General features: G+C 58.0%; 22 protein-coding genes and 1 tRNA gene. 12 read left to right on the forward strand and 11 right to left on the reverse strand.

The window, feature by feature from the left end; all coding sequences use genetic code 11:
• The coding region (locus ACR0KC_RS18950; protein WP_480796369.1) for a hypothetical protein at positions 1-189 on the forward strand (189 nt) is incomplete at its 5' end.
• Between the two features lie 117 nt (positions 190-306).
• Here the strand turns inward: ACR0KC_RS18950 and msrQ are convergent.
• From msrQ to ACR0KC_RS18965, 3 genes are all read right to left on the reverse strand, one after another.
• Complete coding sequence (gene msrQ / locus ACR0KC_RS18955) at positions 307-921, reverse strand: protein-methionine-sulfoxide reductase heme-binding subunit MsrQ (protein WP_480707400.1); 615 nt, start codon at positions 919-921, stop codon at positions 307-309.
• Between the two features lie 4 nt (positions 922-925).
• Complete coding sequence (gene msrP / locus ACR0KC_RS18960; RefSeq protein ID WP_170398526.1) at positions 926-1,825, reverse strand: protein-methionine-sulfoxide reductase catalytic subunit MsrP; 900 nt, start codon at positions 1,823-1,825, stop codon at positions 926-928.
• 131 nt (positions 1,826-1,956) lie between these two features.
• Positions 1,957-2,496, reverse strand: a complete 540-nt coding sequence (locus tag ACR0KC_RS18965; protein WP_170398523.1) for a winged helix-turn-helix transcriptional regulator — start codon at positions 2,494-2,496, stop codon at positions 1,957-1,959.
• Between the two features lie 40 nt (positions 2,497-2,536).
• On the opposite strand from ACR0KC_RS18965, the gene ACR0KC_RS18970 reads away from it, so the two are divergent.
• Positions 2,537-2,914 (forward strand): VOC family protein, encoded by a 378-nt coding sequence (locus ACR0KC_RS18970; protein WP_170398520.1) that lies wholly within the window; start codon positions 2,537-2,539, stop codon positions 2,912-2,914.
• Between the two features lie 72 nt (positions 2,915-2,986).
• On the opposite strand, the gene clpB is transcribed toward ACR0KC_RS18970, so the two are convergent.
• Together clpB and ACR0KC_RS18980 are read right to left on the reverse strand one after the other, a co-directional pair.
• Entirely contained in the window at positions 2,987-5,605 is a 2,619-nt protein-coding gene (gene clpB / locus ACR0KC_RS18975; protein ID WP_170733878.1) for an ATP-dependent chaperone ClpB, read from the reverse strand.
• Positions 5,606-5,732: 127 nt separating this feature from the next.
• Positions 5,733-6,053: a hypothetical protein gene (locus ACR0KC_RS18980; protein WP_170636920.1), complete on the reverse strand. Its 321-nt coding sequence runs from the start codon at positions 6,051-6,053 to the stop codon at positions 5,733-5,735.
• A gap of 141 nt (positions 6,054-6,194) precedes the next feature.
• Between ACR0KC_RS18980 and pyrF the strand changes: the two genes are divergently transcribed.
• The gene (pyrF, locus tag ACR0KC_RS18985) at positions 6,195-6,899 is read left to right on the forward strand and encodes an orotidine-5'-phosphate decarboxylase (protein WP_170514647.1); all 705 of its coding nucleotides are present in this window, start codon (positions 6,195-6,197) and stop codon (positions 6,897-6,899) included.
• Between the two features lie 257 nt (positions 6,900-7,156).
• Here pyrF and ACR0KC_RS18990 read toward each other — a convergent pair whose 3' ends face one another.
• Positions 7,157-7,555 (reverse strand): NUDIX hydrolase, encoded by a 399-nt coding sequence (locus tag ACR0KC_RS18990; RefSeq protein ID WP_170398509.1) that lies wholly within the window; start codon positions 7,553-7,555, stop codon positions 7,157-7,159.
• A gap of 91 nt (positions 7,556-7,646) precedes the next feature.
• Between ACR0KC_RS18990 and ACR0KC_RS18995 the strand changes: the two genes are divergently transcribed.
• The gene (locus ACR0KC_RS18995; RefSeq protein ID WP_170737008.1) at positions 7,647-8,900 is read left to right on the forward strand and encodes a DNA polymerase IV; all 1,254 of its coding nucleotides are present in this window, start codon (positions 7,647-7,649) and stop codon (positions 8,898-8,900) included.
• Positions 8,901-8,902: 2 nt separating this feature from the next.
• On the opposite strand, the gene ACR0KC_RS19000 is transcribed toward ACR0KC_RS18995, so the two are convergent.
• Positions 8,903-9,775, reverse strand: a complete 873-nt coding sequence (locus ACR0KC_RS19000) for an N-formylglutamate amidohydrolase (protein ID WP_170425714.1) — start codon at positions 9,773-9,775, stop codon at positions 8,903-8,905.
• A 149-nt stretch (positions 9,776-9,924) separates the two neighbouring features.
• Between ACR0KC_RS19000 and ACR0KC_RS19005 the strand changes: the two genes are divergently transcribed.
• From ACR0KC_RS19005 to ACR0KC_RS19040, 8 genes are all read left to right on the forward strand, one after another.
• A tRNA-Val gene (locus ACR0KC_RS19005) sits at positions 9,925-9,999 on the forward strand.
• Positions 10,000-10,091: 92 nt separating this feature from the next.
• Positions 10,092-10,217 carry a type B 50S ribosomal protein L36 gene (ykgO, locus tag ACR0KC_RS19010; RefSeq protein WP_005648635.1) on the forward strand — a complete coding sequence of 42 codons (126 nt, stop codon included), beginning with the start codon at positions 10,092-10,094 and terminating at the stop codon, positions 10,215-10,217.
• Between the two features lie 185 nt (positions 10,218-10,402).
• The gene (locus ACR0KC_RS19015) at positions 10,403-10,789 is read left to right on the forward strand and encodes a hypothetical protein (RefSeq protein WP_170398504.1); all 387 of its coding nucleotides are present in this window, start codon (positions 10,403-10,405) and stop codon (positions 10,787-10,789) included.
• Complete coding sequence (locus tag ACR0KC_RS19020) at positions 10,779-11,300, forward strand: hypothetical protein (protein WP_480707402.1); 522 nt, start codon at positions 10,779-10,781, stop codon at positions 11,298-11,300. The genes ACR0KC_RS19015 and ACR0KC_RS19020 overlap by 11 nt, the downstream gene beginning before the upstream one ends.
• 20 nt (positions 11,301-11,320) lie before the next feature.
• The gene (locus ACR0KC_RS19025) at positions 11,321-11,884 is read left to right on the forward strand and encodes a hypothetical protein (protein ID WP_170398500.1); all 564 of its coding nucleotides are present in this window, start codon (positions 11,321-11,323) and stop codon (positions 11,882-11,884) included.
• Between the two features lie 141 nt (positions 11,885-12,025).
• On the forward strand, positions 12,026-13,042 hold the full coding sequence (locus ACR0KC_RS19030; RefSeq protein ID WP_170566792.1) for a Fe(3+) ABC transporter substrate-binding protein: 1,017 nt from the start codon (positions 12,026-12,028) through the stop codon (positions 13,040-13,042).
• Positions 13,043-13,158: 116 nt separating this feature from the next.
• Positions 13,159-13,713 carry a helix-turn-helix transcriptional regulator gene (locus ACR0KC_RS19035; protein WP_170802552.1) on the forward strand — a complete coding sequence of 185 codons (555 nt, stop codon included), beginning with the start codon at positions 13,159-13,161 and terminating at the stop codon, positions 13,711-13,713.
• On the forward strand, positions 13,710-14,228 hold the full coding sequence (locus ACR0KC_RS19040; protein WP_170425708.1) for a GNAT family N-acetyltransferase: 519 nt from the start codon (positions 13,710-13,712) through the stop codon (positions 14,226-14,228). Before ACR0KC_RS19035 ends, ACR0KC_RS19040 begins: the two co-directional genes overlap by 4 nt.
• Positions 14,229-14,381: 153 nt before the next feature.
• On the opposite strand, the gene ACR0KC_RS19045 is transcribed toward ACR0KC_RS19040, so the two are convergent.
• The 4 genes from ACR0KC_RS19045 to ACR0KC_RS19060 all read right to left on the reverse strand — a co-directional run bounded on the left by ACR0KC_RS19045 (position 14,382) and on the right by ACR0KC_RS19060 (position 21,148).
• Positions 14,382-15,626 (reverse strand): molybdopterin molybdotransferase MoeA, encoded by a 1,245-nt coding sequence (locus ACR0KC_RS19045; RefSeq protein ID WP_480707403.1) that lies wholly within the window; start codon positions 15,624-15,626, stop codon positions 14,382-14,384.
• Positions 15,619-16,104: a plastocyanin/azurin family copper-binding protein gene (locus tag ACR0KC_RS19050; protein WP_480707404.1), complete on the reverse strand. Its 486-nt coding sequence runs from the start codon at positions 16,102-16,104 to the stop codon at positions 15,619-15,621. Before ACR0KC_RS19050 ends, ACR0KC_RS19045 begins: the two co-directional genes overlap by 8 nt.
• 26 nt (positions 16,105-16,130) lie before the next feature.
• Positions 16,131-18,323: a HEAT repeat domain-containing protein gene (locus ACR0KC_RS19055; RefSeq protein WP_480772133.1), complete on the reverse strand. Its 2,193-nt coding sequence runs from the start codon at positions 18,321-18,323 to the stop codon at positions 16,131-16,133.
• 143 nt (positions 18,324-18,466) lie between these two features.
• A complete protein-coding gene (locus tag ACR0KC_RS19060; protein WP_480772134.1) occupies positions 18,467-21,148 on the reverse strand; it encodes an arsenate reductase (azurin) large subunit in 2,682 nt (893 codons plus the stop codon).
• Positions 21,149-21,158 lie beyond the last annotated feature (10 nt).

Genomic DNA, 21,158 nt, shown 5'->3' on the forward strand with positions numbered 1-21,158 from the left:
CTCAGCGCCACCGCCCAATCAAAAACCTCAGATGCCCCCAGTCTCTCCCGAGCGTCTCCGCAGCTTCCACCGCGTCCCAGCACCTCAGCAGCGCCGGTGAAGGGCGTTCTAAGTATATCGCCCAAAAGCCGCAAGTGGAAAAATCAAAAAAACGCAAAAAAACGCAAAAACAGAATTTTATCTTACTAAAACAAACGGTTACGAAGAGCATCCAGCCATTCAACCCGGAAGTCGCGGACACAGACCATCGCAAATCAGCGCCATGGATATGTTATTCACACTGTTACCCACAGACTCGCCTGCGAGTCAGGCTGAATCGGCTTGCCTAAGCCGGATCAGGAATGATGTGACCGGCAGGCGCATGACCAGAAGGCCCAGAATAATAGCCAGGTAGACCAATGGCTCGATCTGAAACCCCTTCGCCAGCATCACATAATGAAGCGCGCCCAGAATTGCTGCCGGGTAGACCAGACGATGCAATTTGCGCCAACGAGGCCCCAAACGGCGAACCGCCCAGTTGTTAGACGTGATTGCAAGCGGCAGTAACAATACAAAAGCAGCCATGCCCACCGTGATATAGGGCCGCTTGATAATGTCCGCCCAGATTTGGCTGGGAATCTGAACATCCAGAACCAGCCAAATCAACAGGTGCAATGCGACATAGGAAAATGTCAGTACACCTATCGTGCGGCGGAACTTCATCAGATTTAGGCCAGCGAAGCGACGCAAGGGCGAAATCGCGAGACCCAAAATCAGAAGCTGCAGCGCCAGTTCGCCAAACTCGTGCTCGAGCGCCTCGATCGGCTCGACCCCGAGACCACCGGTCATGCCCTGATAAAACAACCAGGGCACAGGCAGTGCGCCCAGCAGATAAACAGCCCAATTGGGAAGCCGTCGCAAGAGGTCGTTGAGCCGCCGCATCATCTCAGTAGTTCTTCGCCAGATCCATGCCTTCGTAAAGGCTGGCGACCTCATCTTCATATCCGTTGAACATCAGCGTCGGGATTCGCTTGGCAAACAGACCTCCGCCGATTTGACGTTCCGAAGCCTGCGACCAGCGGGGGTGATCCACATTGGGGTTCACATTGCTGTAGAACCCATATTCCCTAGGACCTGCCATGTTCCAACTTGTCGGAGGCTGGGTATCCGTCAAGGTAATCCGCACGATCGATTTGATCGATTTGAAGCCGTATTTCCACGGTACCACCAATCGCAAAGGCGCGCCGTTCTGGTTCGGGATGTCCCTGCCGTAGATCCCAGTAGCCATAATGGTCAGCGGATGCATCGCCTCATCCAAACGCAGCCCTTCGCGATATGGCCAGTCTAGTACCGGATACGCCACACCCGGCATCTCATCGGGACGATAGGCGGTCTCAAACGCCACGTATTTCGCGCCGTCCTGAACGCCAGCCATGCCGAGTAGATCTGCCAGTTCAAACCCGTTCCAAGGTATCACCATCGACCAGGCCTCAACACAGCGGAACCGATAGATTCGCTCCTCAACAGTCATTTCAGACATGATGTCTTTGAAATCATAATCACCAGGGCGGTCGACCAGACCGTCGATGGTGACACTCCAGGGCTCGGTCACCAGTGTGTGTGCATATTTCGCCGGATCATCCTTGCGAGTCCCGAACTCATAATAATTGTTGTAGGAAGTAATCTCTTCCCATGTATTCGGTTCAAGCGCCTCGGCCGCCGCTGGCCGCGCCAGACTCGCCAGCCCGACACCCGCCAAACCGGCCATGACCTGTCGCCGGTTCAGAAACGCCGCCCTTGGGGTGACGTCCGCATGCGTCAGTTTGTTGGTCCAGCGATGCGCCATTTGGTTCTCCGTTATCCATTAACCTCGAAACTGAGGTAAGGTCTGATAGCACAGAGCCAAGGAAACAGGCGTCACGATTGAGCGAACAGATTGTAACGAAAATTAGGTACGCTTGGGCGCGAGGATAACGGTCACCCGATGTTCAAGCCGACAACACGGTTTATTTCGCATCCAAGATTGACCGCCTGATAGGTCGGAAAAGGCAGCCGGGCCGAAGTTTCGATATCGCGTCGCACCCAGTCCTGCTCCTCTAATTGCTTGAGCGAGGATGACAATGCGCGATCAGTGATCACCTGAAGATCCGACCTGAGCCCTGAAAAGCGCCGCGGTTGGCGGGTCAGCGCCAGAATAGGAACCGTCCAGCTGCGGCGCAGTAGCTTCAATTCAGTATCGTTCGGCACCAAGGCCAAGATTTCTGCCGCTACAGCCGCCGCCTGAACCCCGGCTTTGGTCAAACGGAATTCAGGTCTTAAAGGGTGGCCGTGGCCCGGGTTCCGTTCAAGCAATCCAAGGCTGACCAGATGTTCAAGACTTGCCGCAAATGCCGTCCGGCTTGCCCCGGTCGCGGCGAGCAATGGGGCCTGCCTGCCCGGAACCCCCTGGTGCAGCTGCGCAAGGATGTTCAGCGACCAGGCCCGGGAGGTAAGCTTGACAAGTAATTTTATGTCCATAATATATATTTACTTTATTTTAGGACAAAAGGAAAGTTCCATGGCCCTCGTTTCCTTAGAAAACACCATCACTCTTGCCATTTCGGTCAAAGATCGCCACGCCAGTGCGCGCTGGTATAATGACAAGCTCGGGTTTGAGTTGATCCATCATATTGATGAGGCGGGTTGGAGCGAGATGCTCACCAAAACCGAAGGCGTCACCCTTGGTTTGGGCGAGCAGGCAGAACCAGCGCCCGGAAACACCGTTCCGGTCTTTGGTGTTGCTGATATCGCAAGCGCACGCGATGCTTTGGAAGGGGCCGGAGTTCGGTTTGACGGCGAAACCGAGACGATTGAGGGGATGGTCAGCACTGCCACATTTTACGACCCGGACGGCAATGCAATGATGCTGGCGCAGGATCTGACCGGGCAGGTCTGAACGCTCTTAGTCGCAATACAAGCCACCAAAAAAAGACCCGCCTGGATGGCGGGTCTCTTCATTACCTGAGATTTAATGCACGACTGCATCATCCGGGCGCGGACGCTCGGACGTTCCCAGCCGGTCGCCGATGATCAAACCATCGGTTCCGGCGGTCACCGGAACGGTCTCACCATCCTTTATCTCACCGGCCAGCAGTGCTTCGGCCAACGGGTTCTGCAGGGCGCGTTGGATCACGCGTTTCAATGGGCGGGCACCGAAGACCGGATCATAGCCTTCATTGGCCAGCCATTCCTTCGCGCCATCGTCCAGTGCCAGCTCGATCTTGCGGGCAGCCAGACGTTTCTGCAGACGTGCCATCTGGATATCGACGATGCCATCCATATCGGCCCGTTTGAGCCGGTCGAAGATGATGGTCTCATCCAGACGGTTCAGGAACTCGGGCCGGAAATGCGCCCGGACCGCATCCATCACGTCGCGCCGCGCCTGCGCGCTGTCCGCTCCTTCAGGCAACTGGCTGAGCGCCTGAGAGCCAAGGTTCGACGTCAGGATGATCAGCGTCTGCTTGAAGTCGACGGTACGACCCTGACCATCGGTCAGGACGCCATCGTCCAGGACCTGCAGCAGCACGTTGAACACATCCGGGTGTGCCTTTTCGACCTCGTCAAACAGCACGACCTGATAGGGTCTGCGCCGCACGGCTTCGGTCAGCACACCACCTTCGTCATAGCCGACATAGCCCGGAGGGGCACCGATCAGACGGGCGACCGCGTGTTTCTCCATGAACTCGGACATGTCGATGCGCACCATCGCGTTGTCGTCGTCGAACAGGAAGTTCGCCACGGCCTTGGTCAGCTCGGTCTTGCCCACGCCGGTCGGGCCGAGGAACAGGAACGAGCCCAATGGGCGGTTCTCGTCATTCAGACCGGCACGCGCACGGCGCACGGCGTTGGCAACAGCAGTGACCGCCGCATCCTGACCGATCACGCGGGAATGCAGATCGTCTTCCATCCGCAGCAGTTTCTCACGCTCACCTTCCAGCATTTTCGAGGTCGGGATACCGGTCCAACGCTCTACGACGGAAGCGATCTGTTCAGGGCGCACCGTTTCCTCGGCCATCATGGCGTTGCTTTCGGCGTTTTCGGCTTCGGTCAGCTTTTTCTCAAGCTCAGGGATGACACCGTAGGACAGCTCACCCGCTTTGGCGAGGTTCCCTTCGCGCTTCGCGATTTCCAGATCAGCCCGCGCTTTGTCGAGCTGTTCTTTCAGATCGCGCGCACCGGCCAGCTTATCGCGTTCGGCCTGCCATTGGGCGGTCATCTCGGCGGATTTCTCCTGCAGGTCGGCCAAATCCTTTTGCAAGGTTTCCAGACGATCCTTGGAGGCCGCGTCATCTTCCAGCTTCAGCGCCTCTTCCTCGATCTGCATTTGCAGGATCTGACGATCCAGCTGATCGAGTTCCTCGGGCTTGGAATCCACCTCCATCCGCAAACGCGACGCCGCTTCATCTACAAGGTCGATGGCTTTGTCAGGCAGGAAGCGGTCAGTGATGTAGCGATGCGACAAGGTCGCCGCCGACACGAGCGCCGAGTCCGAGATGCGCACACCGTGGTGCAGCTCGTACTTTTCCTTGATACCGCGAAGGATGCTGATCGTGTCCTCAACTGTCGGCTCAGTGACCATCACCGGCTGGAACCGTCGTGCAAGGGCCGCGTCTTTCTCGACGTATTTGCGGTATTCATCCAGCGTCGTCGCGCCGATACAATGCAACTCACCCCGGGCAAGCGCAGGCTTGATCAGGTTGGCGGCATCCATCGCACCGTCGGATTTACCTGCACCTACCAGCGTGTGCATCTCGTCGATGAACAGTATGATCTCACCGGCGGCTTCGGTCACTTCGGTCAGAACAGCCTTCAGTCGTTCTTCGAACTCACCTCGATATTTAGCACCGGCGATCAGCGCACCCATGTCGAGCGCGAGAAGCTTCTTGTCCTTCAATGATTCCGGCACATCACCATTGACTATGCGCAGGGCCATGCCCTCGGCAATCGCGGTCTTACCGACGCCGGGTTCACCAATCAGTACCGGATTGTTCTTGGTGCGGCGCGACAGAACCTGCATCGAACGGCGGATTTCCTCATCCCGCCCGATGATCGGGTCGATCTTGCCTTCGGCTGCAGCCTCGGTCAGGTCGCGCGCATATTTCTTAAGCGCGTCGTAGCCTTCTTCCGCCGATGCGGTGTCAGCAGTGCGGCCCTTGCGGATATCGTTGATCGCTTCGTTCAGTTTCTGGGCCGATACAGCACCGGCCTCCAAAGCCTCTTTGGCTTTGGATTTCACCATACACAGCGCCATCAGAACGCGTTCGACCGGCACAAAGCTGTCGCCCGCCTTGGTGGCGAGCTTCTCTGCCTCGTCCAAAACCTTGGCGGTCTGGCCGTCCATATAGATCTGGCTGGCGTCGCCGCTGACCTTAGGGATTTTGCCCATGGCCGCGTCCAACGCCTCAACCACGCGGTTCGGTGCGCCGCCAGCGCGTGTGATCAGGTTGCTGGCCAGCCCCTGATCGTCGTCCATCAATGCTTTCAAGATATGTGTGGGCTCCAGCCTTTGGTGCCCCTCGCGCAGCGCAATGGTCTGCGCGGCTTGCACGAAACCCCGTGCCCGCTCGGTGAACTTGTTCAAGTCCATAGCATTCTCCTTTTCTTAAGCGCCCCGTATTGATGCGCCCGCTTGGCGGCACGCGTCGGTCTGGGCCTCACATTCAATTTGGGAAATGTCTTTTCCCATTCAAGAGGCTAGAGCATATAAAACGGCGTCATCCGCGCGGAATCGAGTAGACGGAATAACCGCCAGTTTCTCCCATCAATTCAGCGTTGTACATTTCGACCAAAGACTGCTCGGCACTGCTGCCTGTAGGGCATGAAACCAGATCTGCTGTATGATCGAGGAAGTTGCCGGTATAGGCTGTTTCCCCGGTCAATTGACACCAGTCGTCTTCCGATCGGTACCCACGCACTAACAGAAGATTGTCATTGGTTGGAGCCGGCGCGACACCGGTTTCGGGCGGATCGCTTTGAGGCGCGTCTTCGCATGCGGCCAACATCAGTGCCACGCCAAGTACTATTACCTTTTTCATCATTTCTATCCCTGTTCTGAACGTCGGTACTTTAGCACATTGCGCAAAATAGTGAGTGATCTGCGTCACCTCGGACTTCACACATGGACAGATCGCCCTGAACCCGTTAGGACGCAAACGTTTGCCAAAAAGGAGCGCCCCATGTCCGATGACCGCCTTATCGTAGCCCTCGACGTCCCAAACGCCCTGCAGGGTCTAGCCATGGCCGAGCGGCTGGGCGACTCGGTTTCGTTCTATAAGATCGGGCTGGGTATGTTGACTGGCGGCGGTCTGGCGTTGGCCAACGAGTTGAAACAGGATCACGGAAAGCGCATTTTCTTGGACATGAAGCTGTTCGATATCGGCAACACTGTAGAAAATGCAGTGCGTGGGTTGGCTCAGTTCGATCTGGACTTCTTGACGGTGCATGGTGATCCGCATGTCGTACGCGCCGCAAAGGAGGGCGCTGCAGGCAAGGACATGAAAATTCTGGCGGTAACCGTCCTAACATCACTGAACAGGGACGATCTGGATGCAAGCCTTCTGAAAGCGGGTGACGTGCAGGACCTCGTTGTAGAACGCGCGGCCAAGGCTTTCGAGGCCGGAGCTGATGGCGTGATCGCCAGCCCTCAGGAAGCCGCGCTAATCCGCGCCCTGCCCCAATCCGAAGGTCGTTTGATTGTAACCCCTGGGGTACGCCCTGCTGGTGCAGCTTTGGGCGACCAGAAGCGCGTCGCAACCCCGGCCAGTGCAATCGGCGATGGGGCCGATCATATCGTTGTGGGCCGCCCGATTTATCAGGCGGATGACCCCAAAGCCGCCGCACAAGCAGTTTTGAGCGAGTTAAATTCATTGACTCACCATTAGGCGAAAAGCCAAAAATTGCGGAAGGAACGGTGCTCAAGCAATTGACGTTAGGTCAATTTTTCGCGCCGCCGCGCCAAATCGTCCCTGTGCCCGAAAACACACATGAAAAACATGAGTTTTATGGCGTTCGGCTTGTGGCTATCGAAAAACGCCATTTTCGGCGATTCTACACACAAGACACTCCCCAACGGGCCATCTCTTCCTGAGGCTCGTTACCTCCCCCCGCAGGCGCGGGGGGTTTTCTTTCGAAGTCCCGTTCAAAGCTGCGCCGTTTCCGACAAATAATCCCGAAGGCGATCTGCAAAATTTGGAATGGCCAACGGATTCGACAGATAATCCTGCGGACAAATCAGCCTCCACCCCTGCCCTTCGTCCCCAAAACGGATCAGACCAACATCTTCCGGCGGGCGCAGGGCGACGTAGAACCAGCTTTGACCATATTGCCGTGACCAGACAAGATCGGTTGCGCACAGGCGCAGTCCAACCTCTTCATCTGTTTCACGCAACGCGCATTCGATCGGTGTTTCACCTGGCTCTTTCCCGCCGCCTGGAAAATCGAGATGACCTGGAAACGGAATATCTGATCGATCATCTCTTAGAATGACCAGCAGCTTGTGCCCCAGAAACAACGCTATTTTTGCCCCGGTGAAGTCCATCGGTCCTCTTTTTATCCTTATCCATTCGCGATACCTTTTAACCTATCGAATGTCTTGACCAATCCGCCGCTGGCCGGAAAGAAACTACATCATGCCCGCCATCTGTCGCGACTGCCTGAAGGAAATTAAGCAAGGGCCGCGCTGCCCAACTTGCAGCAGCCCGAGGGTCAAATCGCACCCAGAGCTGTTTGACCTGACGATCGCGCATATGGATTGCGATGCTTTTTATGCTTCGGTCGAAAAGCGCGACAATCCCGAACTTGCCGACAAGCCTGTGATCATTGGCGGCGGCAAGCGCGGGGTGGTTTCGACTGCCTGTTACGTGGCCCGCGTTCGCGGGGTTCGTTCAGCCATGCCAATGTTCAAGGCGCTTCAACTATGCCCCGAAGCGGTGGTGATCAAACCACGTATGTCGGTCTATGCCAGCGTCTCGCGCGAGATACGCACCATGATGGACGAGTTGACACCTGATGTTGAACCACTGTCGCTGGATGAGGCGTTCATGGACCTATCCGGCACCGAGCGGCTGCATGGTGCACCGCCAGCGGTCATGCTTGCACGTCTGGTCAAGAGGATGAAAGATGAGCTGGGCCTGACGGGATCGATTGGCTTGAGCCATAACAAGTTTCTGGCCAAGGTGGCCTCGGATCTCGACAAGCCTCGGGGTTTTTCAGTGATCGGCCAGGCCGAGACGGCTGATTTCCTGCATGACCGGCCGGTGCGATTAATCTGGGGAATTGGTCCGGCGGCGCAGGAATCACTGGATCGCGCAGGGATTCGCACATTTTCTGATCTTCTGCGCTGGGATCAGGAGGCGCTGACAGCGCGGTTCGGATCAATGGGCTACCGTCTGTGGCATCTGGCGCGAGGGCAGGACAAACGGCGCGTATCGGCCCATGAGCCGATGAAGTCGATCAGTAATGAGACCACTTTTTTCGAGGATACCGCCAGTCTTGAAATTCTGGACGGGCATCTGTGGCGTATGTCTGAAAAGGTAGCCGACCGGGCCAAAGCCAAGGGATTGGCTGGGCGAGTGGTGACGCTGAAGCTGAAACAGGCCAACCACAAGATCATCACCCGGCGGATATCGCTACGCGATGCGACTCAGATAGCGGATCGGATTTATCGCACCGCTCGTGGGCTATTTGATCAGGTTGGCGATCAGGGTCCCTATCGCCTTTTGGGATGCGGCCTGTCTGACCTGTGCTCAGAGGATCAGGCCGATATCTCGGGCGACCTTCTGGATCCCGGTGCAGAACGCCGATCACAGGCCGAACGTGCGACGGACGAAATCCGGCGCCGTTTCGGCAGTGATGCAATCGTAAAAGGTCGTGCGCTGCGCTAGGTCTATTCGGCGGCAAGTGACATTGGATCGGACCCGATACTGGTGATCTGCGCGGTGACCTGCCGCAACACATCACGCAACGCCTCAAAGTTGCCGTTCGGCTGGATCGTTTCCTCGTTCATATAAAGTGAACGATCGATCTCGATTTGAACCGCATGCTGATGGCGGGCAGGTCGACCATAGGTCTGGGTGACGTAGGCCCCTGCAAAAGGCGTGTTGCGCGCCACATTCAGACCCGCGTCGGCAAAAGCGGCCTCGATCTGATCAACGATCACACCGGAAGCGGCCGCACCGAACCGATCGCCCAAAACGATTTCCGGTCGGGCCCGGCGCGAGCCGCCGGCCAGCGCCACCGCCTCGTGCGGCATCGAGTGGCAATCAATCAGAATGGCCTGCCCAAACAACTGATGCGATTCCGCCAGCAGAGATTTCAGACGAGTATGGTATGGACGCCAATAGGTATCGATCCGCAGGCGCGCCTCATCCATAGTCAGCTTGCCGCTGTAGATCGCCCTGCCGTTGGCGACCACGCGGGGAATCACCCCGAGGCCCGAGGTAACCCGCGGATTATGTCCGTGACGACGCGCACCCTGTATCAAAGCGGGGTCCAATTCATCCGAATTGCGATTCAGGTCCAGATAGGCGCGCGGCATGGCCGCGGCGAGCAGCGGTGCACCGAATTCAGCGACTGAGGAAAAAAGCTGATCGACATACGCATCCTCGGAGGACCGAATCATATTGCGGTTCAAAACAGACCGCTTCAACAAAGACTCGGGATAGGTCCGACCGCTATGGGGCGAGGCAAATACCACGCAGGACGTACGCGTTGCGGGCATATCCAGAATATAGGCTGCATTGGTGGCGGCGTCGGGCATGGGCTCTCCGTTGTTCGCACTCAACATAGACCGTAAAATAGTTCTGCCAAACCCCTTGATCCCCCCAACGACTCCTTTTATAGACCCCGCTACCGGCGCGGGGTTCCGCGCCCCATTTCGTTATGGGGCAGGTCACGCAACGGTTTCATGGGCGGTTAGCTCAGCGGTAGAGCACTTCGTTGACATCGAAGGGGTCACAAGTTCGATCCTTGTACCGCCCACCATGAATTCATTGCTCTGGTCTTTCCGGGGCACCCGATTAACCCAGGCGCTGGCCACGTCTTTGATGAAGGCGCCGCAGATTGGAGACAGACCCATGAAGGTCAAGAACTCGCTCCGCTCGCTCAAAAACCGGCACCGTGATTGCCGGGTTGTGCGTCGCAAAGGCCGCGTCTACGTGATCAACAAGACGCAGCGCAAGTTCAAAGCTCGCCAGGGCTAAGAACTGCACGAACTTAATTCAAAAACCGCGCTTTCGAGCGCGGTTTTTTTATGCCCTGCTTCTAACGCCCTTTCATGTCGGCGGAAGCGCCGGAAATCGCTCCGAAAGTCCGGTTCTGAGATTTAGTATTGTTATGAGACGGTCTCGTGCTACGCTTTCCCTGTTTTTTATGACGGGAGGTCGGGTTGGCTAACGATGATCTGGATACGCTATTAGGAACAACCCTGACCGAGATGGTGGCCGATATAGGCCGAAGCGTGGCCCAAGCCGCCGAACAGCTTAGTCTGGATCAGTTGAACGCGCTGAAGAACTATCCTCAGGAACTGCGCGAGATGGGCATTCCGCCAGTCTTTTACCACATGCAGGATGTCGATGTAGAATTGAAGGTCGTCATGGAGATGACCAGTACCACAGAAGAAGGCAAACGCGGGATCATTGGCGCGTTTCTGTGTGGGCCAAAACTGACGCAGACAGATACGCTCGATGCAAGCAGCGCGTCGACCATGCGGATGCGGTTCGCGCCGGGACCGGTGGATGAAGGTGGTTCTGGTGGAGGGGTCGATGGCGACTAAAAAGGACAAGACCCCCAAAAAACAGCCTATAGATGTGCGCGTCACCGAACTGCCCGAGGCGTTCACCACACTGCTTCAGTCATTGGAAAACCGCCTGACCGCGCTGGAGGCGCGCGAGGTCGTGTTGCTGGAGACGATCCAGGACCTGCAAGACCAGATCGACGATCTGGAAGAAGGAGGCAGTGGCATGCTGATGGGCTCGGGTTCTCCGGTGGTGAACCCAATGGCCGGAGGCCAGAGCGGAATGGAGGTTGAAGACAAAGATACGCAGATCGTGGATGCACAGGTTTTTTCGCAGGCCCTGGGCGAACAGATCCTTGCAGGATCCGACGGCAGCGACGATTTCACCATCGACAATGTCCAGGTCGAAGCCTTTGTTGGGCTTGGTCGGGATGGCAATAAAGCCCAGTTCGCTACAAACGCGAAGAAACAGGCGGTCAGCCAGAACGCAGCGAAGGTCTCGTTCTCGGTCAAAAGACGGTCCGCAACGAAGATTATTGATAGAGACTGAATTCACAAAGGAGATTGGAAATGAGTATCGGGCAGGAACTGCTAAACGTCCCTTTCGCGGAAATGGTTCAGAAACTGGCGATTTCCGTGGCAGAGTCGCAAACTGAATTGGATAGACATTCGACTGATATCGCCAAATACATGGCGGATCAGAAGATCCAGCTTCCCGATCTATCCAACCCCGATGGTCCCCCAAAGGAATTCAGCCTCGTGTCGATGGGTTTCCTGCCCGCGTTCTATGCGGTGCAAGAGGCCGAGATCGAGGTAAAGATGGCGATCTCGATGACCAAACAGACCGAGAAATCAGGCAGCGCATCGGTCAAAGGTGGCTGGGGCCCCGTGGCGGCGCAGGTCAACGCAAGTTATTCCTCGCGCTATGCCTATAATCAGGAAGGCGCAAGTAGGCTGTCAATCAAGCTGGCCCCAGCTGATCCGCCGGTCATGCTGCAGAAATACATGGAAGCGGTAACACAGGCGATGCTGACCAAAGAACCGGTGCTCAGCGACGATCCGGACCCCGAGCCGGCACCGTCACCCGTCCCACCGCAACCCGAAAGAAAACAAAGTAGGCGGCGTCAATCCTGAAGGGGCCGTCCGGCAAGGTAAGTTCAGCGACGTTTTGACCAACTAATTTTGTCGGATTTCCTTGCATCCCACCGAGAATCGTTTAATTGACCAAATCAGTCGGGTTAATCCCCGTCACGATTTTCAATGTTGGGACAAATGATGCTGAAATCCTCTACCTGCTTTGCCGCCACCCTGACGGCCCTGATCGCCACCTCTGCCGCAGCCGAGGGCGAGCTGAACCTGTATTCCTCGCGCCACTACGACACCGACGAACGCCTGTATTCCGACTTCGAAGAGGCCACCGGCATCACCATCAACCGCATCGAAGGCAAGGCCGACGAACTGATCGCGCGGATGGAAGCCGAAGGCGCAAACTCGCCCGCTGATATCTTGCTGACGGTCGACACTTCGCGTCTGGCGCGCGCCAAAAACGCAGGCATCCTGCAACCAGTCGAAAGTACGGTATTGGAGGAGCGTATCCCTTCGAACCTACAGGACGAAGACAATCAGTGGTACGGCTTTTCGCAGCGCGCGCGGATCATCTTCTTTGACAAAGCTGATGTCGCTAACCCGCCTGCAACTTATCTGGATCTGGCAAAGCCTGAGTATCAGGGGCTGGTTTGCATTCGCTCGTCCAGCAATACCTATAATCAGACGCTTTTGGCATCGATCATCACCAATCACGGTGTGGAAGAAGCCAGGAAATGGGCCGAAGGTATCGTTGCCAATATGGCACGCAAACCTCAGGGCGGTGACACCGACCAACTGCGCGGCATCGTATCGGGTGAGTGCGAGATTGCAGTTTCGAACTCATACTATTTCGCCCGCGCCATACGCAAAGACGTCAAAGACCTGAGCGCGGATATCGAGATGATCGGCGTGCAATTCCCGGCACAGGACGCCGAAGGCGCGCATATGAACCTTTCGGGTGCGGGCGTCGCAGCTAACGCGCCGAACAAAGAGAACGCGATTAAGTTCCTAGAGTATCTCGCAAGCGATCAGGCACAGGTCTACTTCTCGAACGGAAACGATGAATTCCCCGCTGTCGAAGGCGTTGCGCTGGCTGAGAACGTGGCCGCTTTGGGGGAATTCAAAGCGGATAAGGTGAACCTATCAGAAGTCGCCAAAAACATCCCCGAGGCACAGAAGATCTTTAACGAAGTTGGCTGGAAGTAATCCAGTCCGATACCCGAGCAGCAAAAGGGCGCAGATTTCTGCGCCCTTTTTCTATTGTGTTTGAAGTAAAGCAAGGCAATAATCCCATATTCGTAACTGATTCCCATATGTGAGCCATGCTCGATACACTATCAAACCGCCTCGCTAAGCGTCTGAACGAGCTGCGCAAGGGTCATGGCTGGTCGCTTGAGCAGCTGGCAGACCAAAGTGGGATCAGCCGGGCGACACTGTCGCGAATGGAAAACGGTGATGTCAGCCCTACCGCTGAAACGCTTGGCCGTTTATGCGCGGCATACGGCCTGCCCATGTCACGCCTGCTGATGATGGTCGAAGACAGTTTCGATCCCAAAGTACCTTTCGAGAAGCAGCCTGAATGGCATGACCCCGAAAGCGGGTTTACCCGCCGTTCGGTTTCACCACCGGCGACTGGCCTCAGTGGGGAAGTAATGGAAGGTCATTTGCCCCCAGGTACTGTCATCACCTACGATACTCCGCCCAAGCCGGGACAGGAGCACCACCTGATCCTACTTGATGGAGGGCTAACGTTGACAGTGGACGGGATTGCCCATGCGCTCAGCGGCGGCGACTGCCTTCGCTATCACCTGTCGGGGCCAACGCAGTTCGAAACCGGACCCAAACGCGGTGCGCGCTATCTGTTGGTGCTGATATGATTACGCGATTGCCACAGGAATATTTCGACGAAGCGCTTGAGGATCTGACCGATATCCTGCACCGCTGTGTCCATACCGGTGCCAGTATCGGGTTCATCCTTCCTTTTTCGCGGGACGATGCCCGCGCCTATTGGCGGGACAGGGTGCAGCCCGAACTCCGCGCGGAGACACTCGATTTGTTTGTCGCATATGGTGACGGACGCATTCTGGGCACGGTGCAACTGATCCCCGCCGCAATGCCAAACCAGCCACATCGCGCGGATGTGGCAAAGCTGCTGGTTCATCCGCAGGCTCGCCGTCGCGGTTTGGGTCGGTCGCTGATGGAGGCACTGCATGAGCGTGCTCGGGAATTGAAACGCACGATGCTGGTGCTGGACACCCGTAGCAGCGATCCTTCACGCTTGCTGTATCAGTCGATGGGTTTTCAGATTGCCGGAGAGATCCCGAACTATTGCCGAAACCCGTTTGAGGATCGGCTGGAGCCGACCACTTACATGTTCAAGGACGTCACCTAGCTGTCCGTCGCGCGCACATTCGCGACAGAGCATTCGGCGATCCCCGAAGGTCCCGACATAGGTCGGCACCAATGGCCTACAGCCGCGCGCCATCGACAGCAAAGGGCGCTCGTTGACCAAAGAATTTGATACCTCAAGCGCATCGGGATCAATCTAGAATCGAAGGAACTCCAGAGCTTCTCCGGCTGGCAGCTTCTCAGTTTCTGCCGGAATAATTACCAGACCATCGGCCTGTGCAAGAAGGGCAACGCGCCCGCTGTAAGACTCGGCCATCAGGCGCAATCGCGGTGCGCCATTAGGTGTACATCCGTCGATGCTTACCGGGCGGTACTCACGCCGCCCCGCGCGGCGTTGAAGAGGTTCTGCCAAAACCGCCTGCTCGGGGGTGCGTTCGTTCCGATGCAGACCGGCACGGCGTTCCATCATCCGCGCACCAATGATCTGCCACGTCACAAAGGCCGAAACCGGATTTCCCGGCAGGCCCACATAAAGCGCATCACCCCGACAACCGAACATGATCGGCTTGCCGGGTTTCATCGCCACTTTCATCACCTCGGTTTCGCCACCGATTTCACTGAACAGGCGCGGCATGTGGTCTTCGTCCCCGACCGAAACACCGCCCGTGGTGATGATCAGGTCCGAGCTATTACAGGCATCCCTCAAGACCTGCTTCAGCAGCACCGGATCATCTTCGACCGGGCCTCGGTCGGCTAGTTCGATCCAGGGTTTATCCAGCAAAGCCAAAAGCATGTAGCGGTTCGAGTTGTAGATCTGTCCGGGGCCAAGCGCTTCACCCGGCTGGCGCAGCTCGCTACCGGTCGAGAAGATCGTGACCTTGAGCTTGCGAAAAACCTTCACCTCGCCATAACCAGCCGAGGCCAACGCGGCGGCCTCACGCGCGGAAATTTCACACCCGCGCCGCAGGATCGGGGCACCAGCTTTCAAATCCTCGCCCGCGCGACGGATATGCTGACCGGATTTTGGACGGCGGTTGAACCGGATGCGATCGGACTGAAACTCACAGTCTTCCTGCATTAATACCGCATCGAACTCAGACGGCACCGGCGCTCCTGTGAATATACGCAAGGCACCGCCATCCGGCGCATCGTGTGCGCCGCTATCGCCGGCGGCTATGCGACCGCCAACTAGCAGTTCGAACACAGGCCCCTCGCCCAGATCGGCGCTGCGAACGGCATAGCCGTCCATAGCCGAGTTATCGAAGGCGGGCATGTCTACCTTGCTGTCGCAATTCTCAGCCAGTATCCGGCCAATAGCCTGCACCAGCGGTAGTGTTTCGGTATCCGTGATGGGGTTGGCCACGGACAAACCGCGCCTCAGGGCGTCATCTACGGTCAGGTACATATGAGCATGGTGGTCGCAGGCACATCCATCAGCCATTTTGGGCCTCCACATACGCAAAGAGCTCTTCGAAACCGACCCGCTCGGCCTCTCCAAGTTTAGGTAGATAGGCCTTGGCTTCTTCGAGATTCGAGCTTGGATCACCAACTACCAGCAGCATGACCATTCCGTGACGCCCATGAACGCGGCAACGGATGCCGTAGACTCCCTCTTTCTCGAAAGTCAGATCCAGTTCGGGTTTGCCCCGAATCTCGAAGACGCGCGCGCCCACGGGTATCATTCGAGGAATGGCAGTGACCGTGTGCCGCCCGGTCGAGCCTTTGAAACGCACAGTCGCCCCAGCGGGAACCTGCAGGAATTTGGGTTCGAACCGAAATGCATGCGCCGGAGTGTCGGCGTTCAGGTCGATGACCTGATGAACTACGGCAACCTCGGGGATCTCCTCGGCCAGTGCGACACTACCAAAAGCCATTGCCCCCGTTAGAATCGCCGCGCATAGTTTCAGCGAAATCGCCATCTATCCCTCCGGTTTCAGACCGCCCGCTAGGGGTCTCCCAACAGGTCGGCCAAAGCGCTGATCAACACCGGCCACTGGGCGCGGCGATTCTCGTCGCGCAATCCGGCCAACAATTCGCGCCCAATGGACACCAAGGCAGGGGTGCTGTCATTGACATAGGTCACGATCCGTTGCTCAGGATTGGCCAGAAGGAAGGGTACGATGGCCGCACCTGCCTGATCCGGGGCCGTTTCAGACAAAAGCCGCATCGCCGCCTGCCGTACCGGGGCCGAGACATCGTCCAGCAAGCTGCGCGCCACATCGGCCGTCCCGTCCCAGCGGGTCAGAATCTGCATGGCGTCGATACGAAAGGCAGTATCTCCGGTTTTCAGCATAGCCCGCAATTTGCCCCGCAGCGCATCCTGCGGTGGCAGGTCAGCCTGTTGCAGCAGGTTCAGCGCCTGCAGGGACAGATTGGCATCGGTATGCGAAAGCCCCTGTGTGATCAGCTCGATCAAATGCGACTGGTTCAGTTCGGACCCGTTGCGCGCGACCGACAAGCCCAGTGCCGCCAGCGCCTGCGCAGCGATCTCGGTCTCGGGGTCCTGCGCGATCTGCGCCAGCATGATCTGCATACCTGTGACGTCGCCCAGCAGGCGGATGGCCGAAATGCGGGTCTCACGCTCCAAGGCTTCGGCATTGTCATCCAACGCCACGCGGCGGCGTTTGGGATGGCGGGTGGCCTTGACCAACAATGCCTGCTCGCGTGGCGTCAGGGGGTGCAGGTCATCATCCTCGGCCTCTTTCTTCATCTCTTCCGCGATAGCGTCATGGCCAAGGATCGCGCCGAGGCTGGAGGTAGGGCCGTTTTCACCACCGTCGGATACATCCAGCCCTGCCTCTTCCAGCGCGGCGATGTCGGTTTGCGGGGCCTCTTCCTCGTGCGCGTCTTCGACCACGCTCATCGGGGCGAGCGCGAAGGACAGCAGCAATTCGCGGCCCTGCTGCTGGTTCACATGCGGGCGGTCGGTGTCAGTAACAATCATCGCCAGCGAGGCCACGGCCTTCAGCCGCACCGACCGGAAGGGCGCGCGGCAGGCGCGTTGCAGCCATTCTGCCGCCTCGCGCAGGGGCGAGGTCGCCAGCGCGTCGACGATGGCCCATTGGATACGCTCGGCCTCGAAGTCGTCCGCCTCGACCGAGAACAGCGCGTTCAGCCGATCTGCCACCAGTTGCGGGGCCAACGCCGCCAGCAGGCCCAGCGCCTGCGCCGAGACCTCAGGCTGTTGTCCGGTTGCGAGGAAATCCAGCACCTGCCAGCGCAGGTCGTCTTGATCAACGATAGGCTGGCTGCGGTCCAGCCGGTCGATCAGCGCCAGTTTCACCTTGGCGCCGGGGTCGCGCATCATGCGGTCCAGCAGTTCGGGTTCGGAAAGGCCGGACTGGTTCAGCGCTGCGATGCGGATATCCTCGACCGCATCTGTCAGGGCCTGTTCGACCAGCGCCGGGTCGTTCGGCATCAGCGCCTCATATGCGATCAGACGCACGGCCCCGTCCTTGTCGGTGGTGGCTTTGCGCAAGATGGCTTCGGCCTCGGGTCCTCCGATGGTGGCCAGCGTGCACAGAGCGCGGTGACGCAGACGGCGGTTCGAGGATTGAGCGAACACACCCAAGGTCGGCACGGATGGCGTACCGATCTGGCCCAGCGCTTCGCAGGCCACATCCCCCAGTTCTTGCCCGTCTTCGTCCATCAGGGCCATGACAATGGGTTCAATCGCAGCCGCATCGCCCATGCGACCTAACGCTTTGATCGCCGCGATCTGAGTATCCAGCCAGTCATCCCATTCATCTTGATGCAGCTCGTCCTCGTCCCACGTGATATCCTCGCCGCGACCAGTGACAAGCGTGCGCAGGTAAGGCGCCGCGTCTTCGGATTTCAACTCGGCCAGAGCGGTGACGCAGGCCAGTTTCACCTCACCGCAGGGATCATGGATCAAGTTTTCCAGCAGTTGCGGCGCGGCCTCCTGCACGCCCAGCGCGCCCAGCGCTTGGGCTGCGTCTTGCCGGACGTCTTCGTCATCATCCAACAGCGCCTCGATCAAGGCCGGGCTGTTACTGGCCCCAATGGCGGCCAGGGCCTGAATGGCGCGCAGGCGGATCACGTCATAATCAGATTTTGCATAGTCGGAGAACAGGCTGGTGGCCTCGTCACGCAGGGCGGTATCGGAATGCATGTTCATATCAGGTCTGCCATGTTTTGCGTTGGGACGGGTTGGGTAAAGTGGAAGACAGGTTTCCCAACCGAAGCCTGCCTTCCAGGTGGTCCCTTCTGCAGCGGGACCGGACCCGAGGGGCGGCATGGCGTCCGCCCCCCGGAAAAGCGTCAGGCGATATCGCGCGGCGCGAAGGACATCGTGCGGAACGAGGTCTTGTAGGGGCTCGGCCCCAGCTTGCGGACCTTGGCAACGCCCATCTTGTAGTTGTAGTTGCCGCTGATCCAGTCGACGATCCGGCCTTCTAGCGCGTTGGCGGGCTGCTGCATGTGCAGGAAGTCCATGTAAACGACGCTTTTCTTAATAGCGGGCGTAACCATGGCCACGGCGGTGATCGCCGCTTTGGTCAGTTCGATATGCCCGTTCTCCATCAGTTTCGAGAACTGGAAGTCGTCGCCTTCCACACCGAGCAGCGTGTGCTTGTTACCCGGAACGCGCTCCGAATAAACCATCACATAGTCGCCGCTTTCGATGCCACGCTCAGCCGCATCGTCGGGGTGAATCTCGACCCAGTTTTCCGGCCAGCGCTGCACGATATAGGGGCGGCGGCGGTCGTCGAAACCGGACTGCCAGCGTTCGTTGATCCGACCGGATGTGGCCCACAACTCGCCTTCGTCCTTGTTGGGTTTCAGCCATTCCCAGTAATCCGAGAACAGGTCCCACGGCGATTTCTGGATGTTGCACTTGCCGGTCTGGCTGTTGAAGTGCGTCAGCTTCTTGTTGAACACATCCGCACCAGCCGCACCGGTATCAGGCAGCGTGCGGGTTGTGTCATGCAGACGCTTGGTTTCAATCAGCGTGACACCGTCGGCATCCAGCATGACCGGGCATTGCACGCCATCGGTGCCGAACTCACGGACCTTCTGGTGCAGACCTTTGCCCTCTTTCTTGGCCAGACGGTAGACCGCGTGGAAGTCCTTGCGCGACCCGCGCGTAAAGCGCACGGCCTCTTCGGCAACCTCGTTCGAGTTCTGCCAGTCGAACCCGTCAAAGCCCATCCGCTGTGCCAGTTGCGCAATGATCCACCAGTCGGGCTTGGCCGCACCGGGCGCATCATAGAACTTCTGATACAGGCGCAGGCGGCGTTCGCCGTTGGCGCGCAGAAAGTCCTCTTCGCCCCAGGTCGCTGCGGGGAACACGATGTCGGCATAGCGGTTGCCGATCGGATCCTGCAGATAGATGTCCTGGTCGATGACCACCATACCGCCGCTGTCGGCGCGGGCCTTCAGCGCATCGATCATTTCTTGTTTGTCGAAGCTGGCGATCTGATGCGGGTTGCGGACGGTCAGTTCCTCGAACTTGTCAGCTAACTGTTGTGAACCACACATCGCCTGAATCCATGTGGTGCCGATCACATGGGCCATACGGGTATGACCTGCGATCAGATACCGGTCGGTATCCATGGCGCGGCGACGGCGACCCGGCAGTTTCTCGGGCGATTTGTTGCGCGGGTATTTCCCGCCCTTCACGCCGCCCCGCTGGTGACCACCGGCCCGGCCAATCACCTGACCCGGACGACCACCACAGCCGCAGATGATGCCCAGAGCCGAGATCGCCTGCGTGTTGCCGGTGTTGTTCGACCAGTAGAACCCTTTCTCGATCATGACCGAGGTCTTGGGCCGGGTGCCATCCGCCTTGGGCTTGGCAAGCCATTCGGCGGCAGTATAGATTTTCTGCACGTCGATCTCGGCCATGGCTGCAGCGGTTTCAGGCGCGAATTCGTCCTGCGACAGCAGCCATTCTTTCCAATCCTCAAAGCCTTTGGTCTGGAACTTGCCCCAGGTCGTGCGCCACTGCCATGGCGTGTTGCGCGTACCCTGACCGAAGCCGGACGAGCTTTCCCATTTGTTGTTGACCCATTTCTTGATCCAGTCGCTGTCTTCCCAGCCATTTTCCACGATGACCCGGGCAATGGCGTTGACGACCAGCAGGTCGGTGCCGGGCAGAACGTCGATATGCAGGCCACCCATCTTTTCGGCATGGGCCACACCGGCAGACCGGCGCGGAATCAGATAGATCTCTTTCTGACCGTTCTGCATCCCCTTCATCATCCACTGAGTATAGAGGATGGTCTTGGTCTCATAGGGGTCGGTACCGCAGACGAGCAGCGTTTCCGCATCCCGCCAGTCCTCATACGACGGGCCGAAATTGTCGAAACCCGCATCCCGGAAACCGGGGGTCGAGGTCACGTCGGACGGCGTGTCGTGGAAGGTGAAATTTGCGGTGTTGATATGGCGCAGCGCGTATTTCGAGATCGCATAGGTGTTCTCGATATACTGATAGCTGAAGGTTTTTACGCCATAGGCATTGGTACCGTGCTTGGCGATCACGTGGTTGCCCACCTCAGCCGCCACATCCAGCGCAAGATCCCACGGAACCGGCATCAGCGTGCCATAGATCCGCATTAGCGGTGTCTTCAGACGGTCACGCGTCGGGGTCTGTGGGTTATAGCATTTCTGCGCGATACATCCGCCCCGCAAGGAACTGTCGCCGTCGGTGTTGACGTATTGCGTGTCCTTGTCAGGGATGATCACCACGTGGTGCGGCTGACCTTTGTGCAGTACGATATTGTGCTGGTTCGGCGCGACCCAGGCACCCAACGGTGCAACGGGGAAATCCTCGCCAAAGGCGTTCTCGTCCGCAGTTGGGCCACCGGGTTTGGCCGTCACGGGCCAGCGGTAGACTTTGTAACCACAAGCCACGATGCAGTAGTCGCAGGCGGTCGAGATGACCTCGGCCCCTTTGGGCGGCAGCGGGACGTTGGTTTCGGGTACGTAATACGGGGTTGCCATGATTCCGCTT

It is taken from the genome of Ruegeria sp. CF3 (assembly GCF_056537365.1).

Excerpts from the sequence above, each read along its gene's own strand:
- msrQ (WP_480707400.1), bottom strand. The coding sequence starts at position 921 with ATGCGGCGGCTCAACGACCTCTTGCGACGGCTTCCCAATTGGGCTGTT.
- msrP (WP_170398526.1), bottom strand. The coding sequence starts at position 1,825 with ATGGCGCATCGCTGGACCAACAAACTGACGCATGCGGACGTCACCCCA.
- ACR0KC_RS18965 (WP_170398523.1), bottom strand. The coding sequence starts at position 2,496 with ATGGACATAAAATTACTTGTCAAGCTTACCTCCCGGGCCTGGTCGCTG.
- ACR0KC_RS18970 (WP_170398520.1), top strand. The coding sequence starts at position 2,537 with ATGGCCCTCGTTTCCTTAGAAAACACCATCACTCTTGCCATTTCGGTC.
- clpB (WP_170733878.1), bottom strand. The coding sequence starts at position 5,605 with ATGGACTTGAACAAGTTCACCGAGCGGGCACGGGGTTTCGTGCAAGCC.
- ACR0KC_RS18980 (WP_170636920.1), bottom strand. The coding sequence starts at position 6,053 with ATGAAAAAGGTAATAGTACTTGGCGTGGCACTGATGTTGGCCGCATGC.
- pyrF (WP_170514647.1), top strand. The coding sequence starts at position 6,195 with ATGTCCGATGACCGCCTTATCGTAGCCCTCGACGTCCCAAACGCCCTG.
- ACR0KC_RS18990 (WP_170398509.1), bottom strand. The coding sequence starts at position 7,555 with ATGGACTTCACCGGGGCAAAAATAGCGTTGTTTCTGGGGCACAAGCTG.
- ACR0KC_RS18995 (WP_170737008.1), top strand. The coding sequence starts at position 7,647 with ATGCCCGCCATCTGTCGCGACTGCCTGAAGGAAATTAAGCAAGGGCCG.
- ACR0KC_RS19000 (WP_170425714.1), bottom strand. The coding sequence starts at position 9,775 with ATGCCCGACGCCGCCACCAATGCAGCCTATATTCTGGATATGCCCGCA.
- ykgO (WP_005648635.1), top strand. The coding sequence starts at position 10,092 with ATGAAGGTCAAGAACTCGCTCCGCTCGCTCAAAAACCGGCACCGTGAT.
- ACR0KC_RS19020 (WP_480707402.1), top strand. The coding sequence starts at position 10,779 with ATGGCGACTAAAAAGGACAAGACCCCCAAAAAACAGCCTATAGATGTG.
- ACR0KC_RS19025 (WP_170398500.1), top strand. The coding sequence starts at position 11,321 with ATGAGTATCGGGCAGGAACTGCTAAACGTCCCTTTCGCGGAAATGGTT.
- ACR0KC_RS19030 (WP_170566792.1), top strand. The coding sequence starts at position 12,026 with ATGCTGAAATCCTCTACCTGCTTTGCCGCCACCCTGACGGCCCTGATC.
- ACR0KC_RS19035 (WP_170802552.1), top strand. The coding sequence starts at position 13,159 with ATGCTCGATACACTATCAAACCGCCTCGCTAAGCGTCTGAACGAGCTG.
- ACR0KC_RS19040 (WP_170425708.1), top strand. The coding sequence starts at position 13,710 with ATGATTACGCGATTGCCACAGGAATATTTCGACGAAGCGCTTGAGGAT.
- ACR0KC_RS19045 (WP_480707403.1), bottom strand. The coding sequence starts at position 15,626 with ATGGCTGATGGATGTGCCTGCGACCACCATGCTCATATGTACCTGACC.
- ACR0KC_RS19050 (WP_480707404.1), bottom strand. The coding sequence starts at position 16,104 with ATGGCGATTTCGCTGAAACTATGCGCGGCGATTCTAACGGGGGCAATG.
- ACR0KC_RS19055 (WP_480772133.1), bottom strand. The coding sequence starts at position 18,323 with ATGAACATGCATTCCGATACCGCCCTGCGTGACGAGGCCACCAGCCTG.
- ACR0KC_RS19060 (WP_480772134.1), bottom strand. The coding sequence starts at position 21,148 with ATGGCAACCCCGTATTACGTACCCGAAACCAACGTCCCGCTGCCGCCC.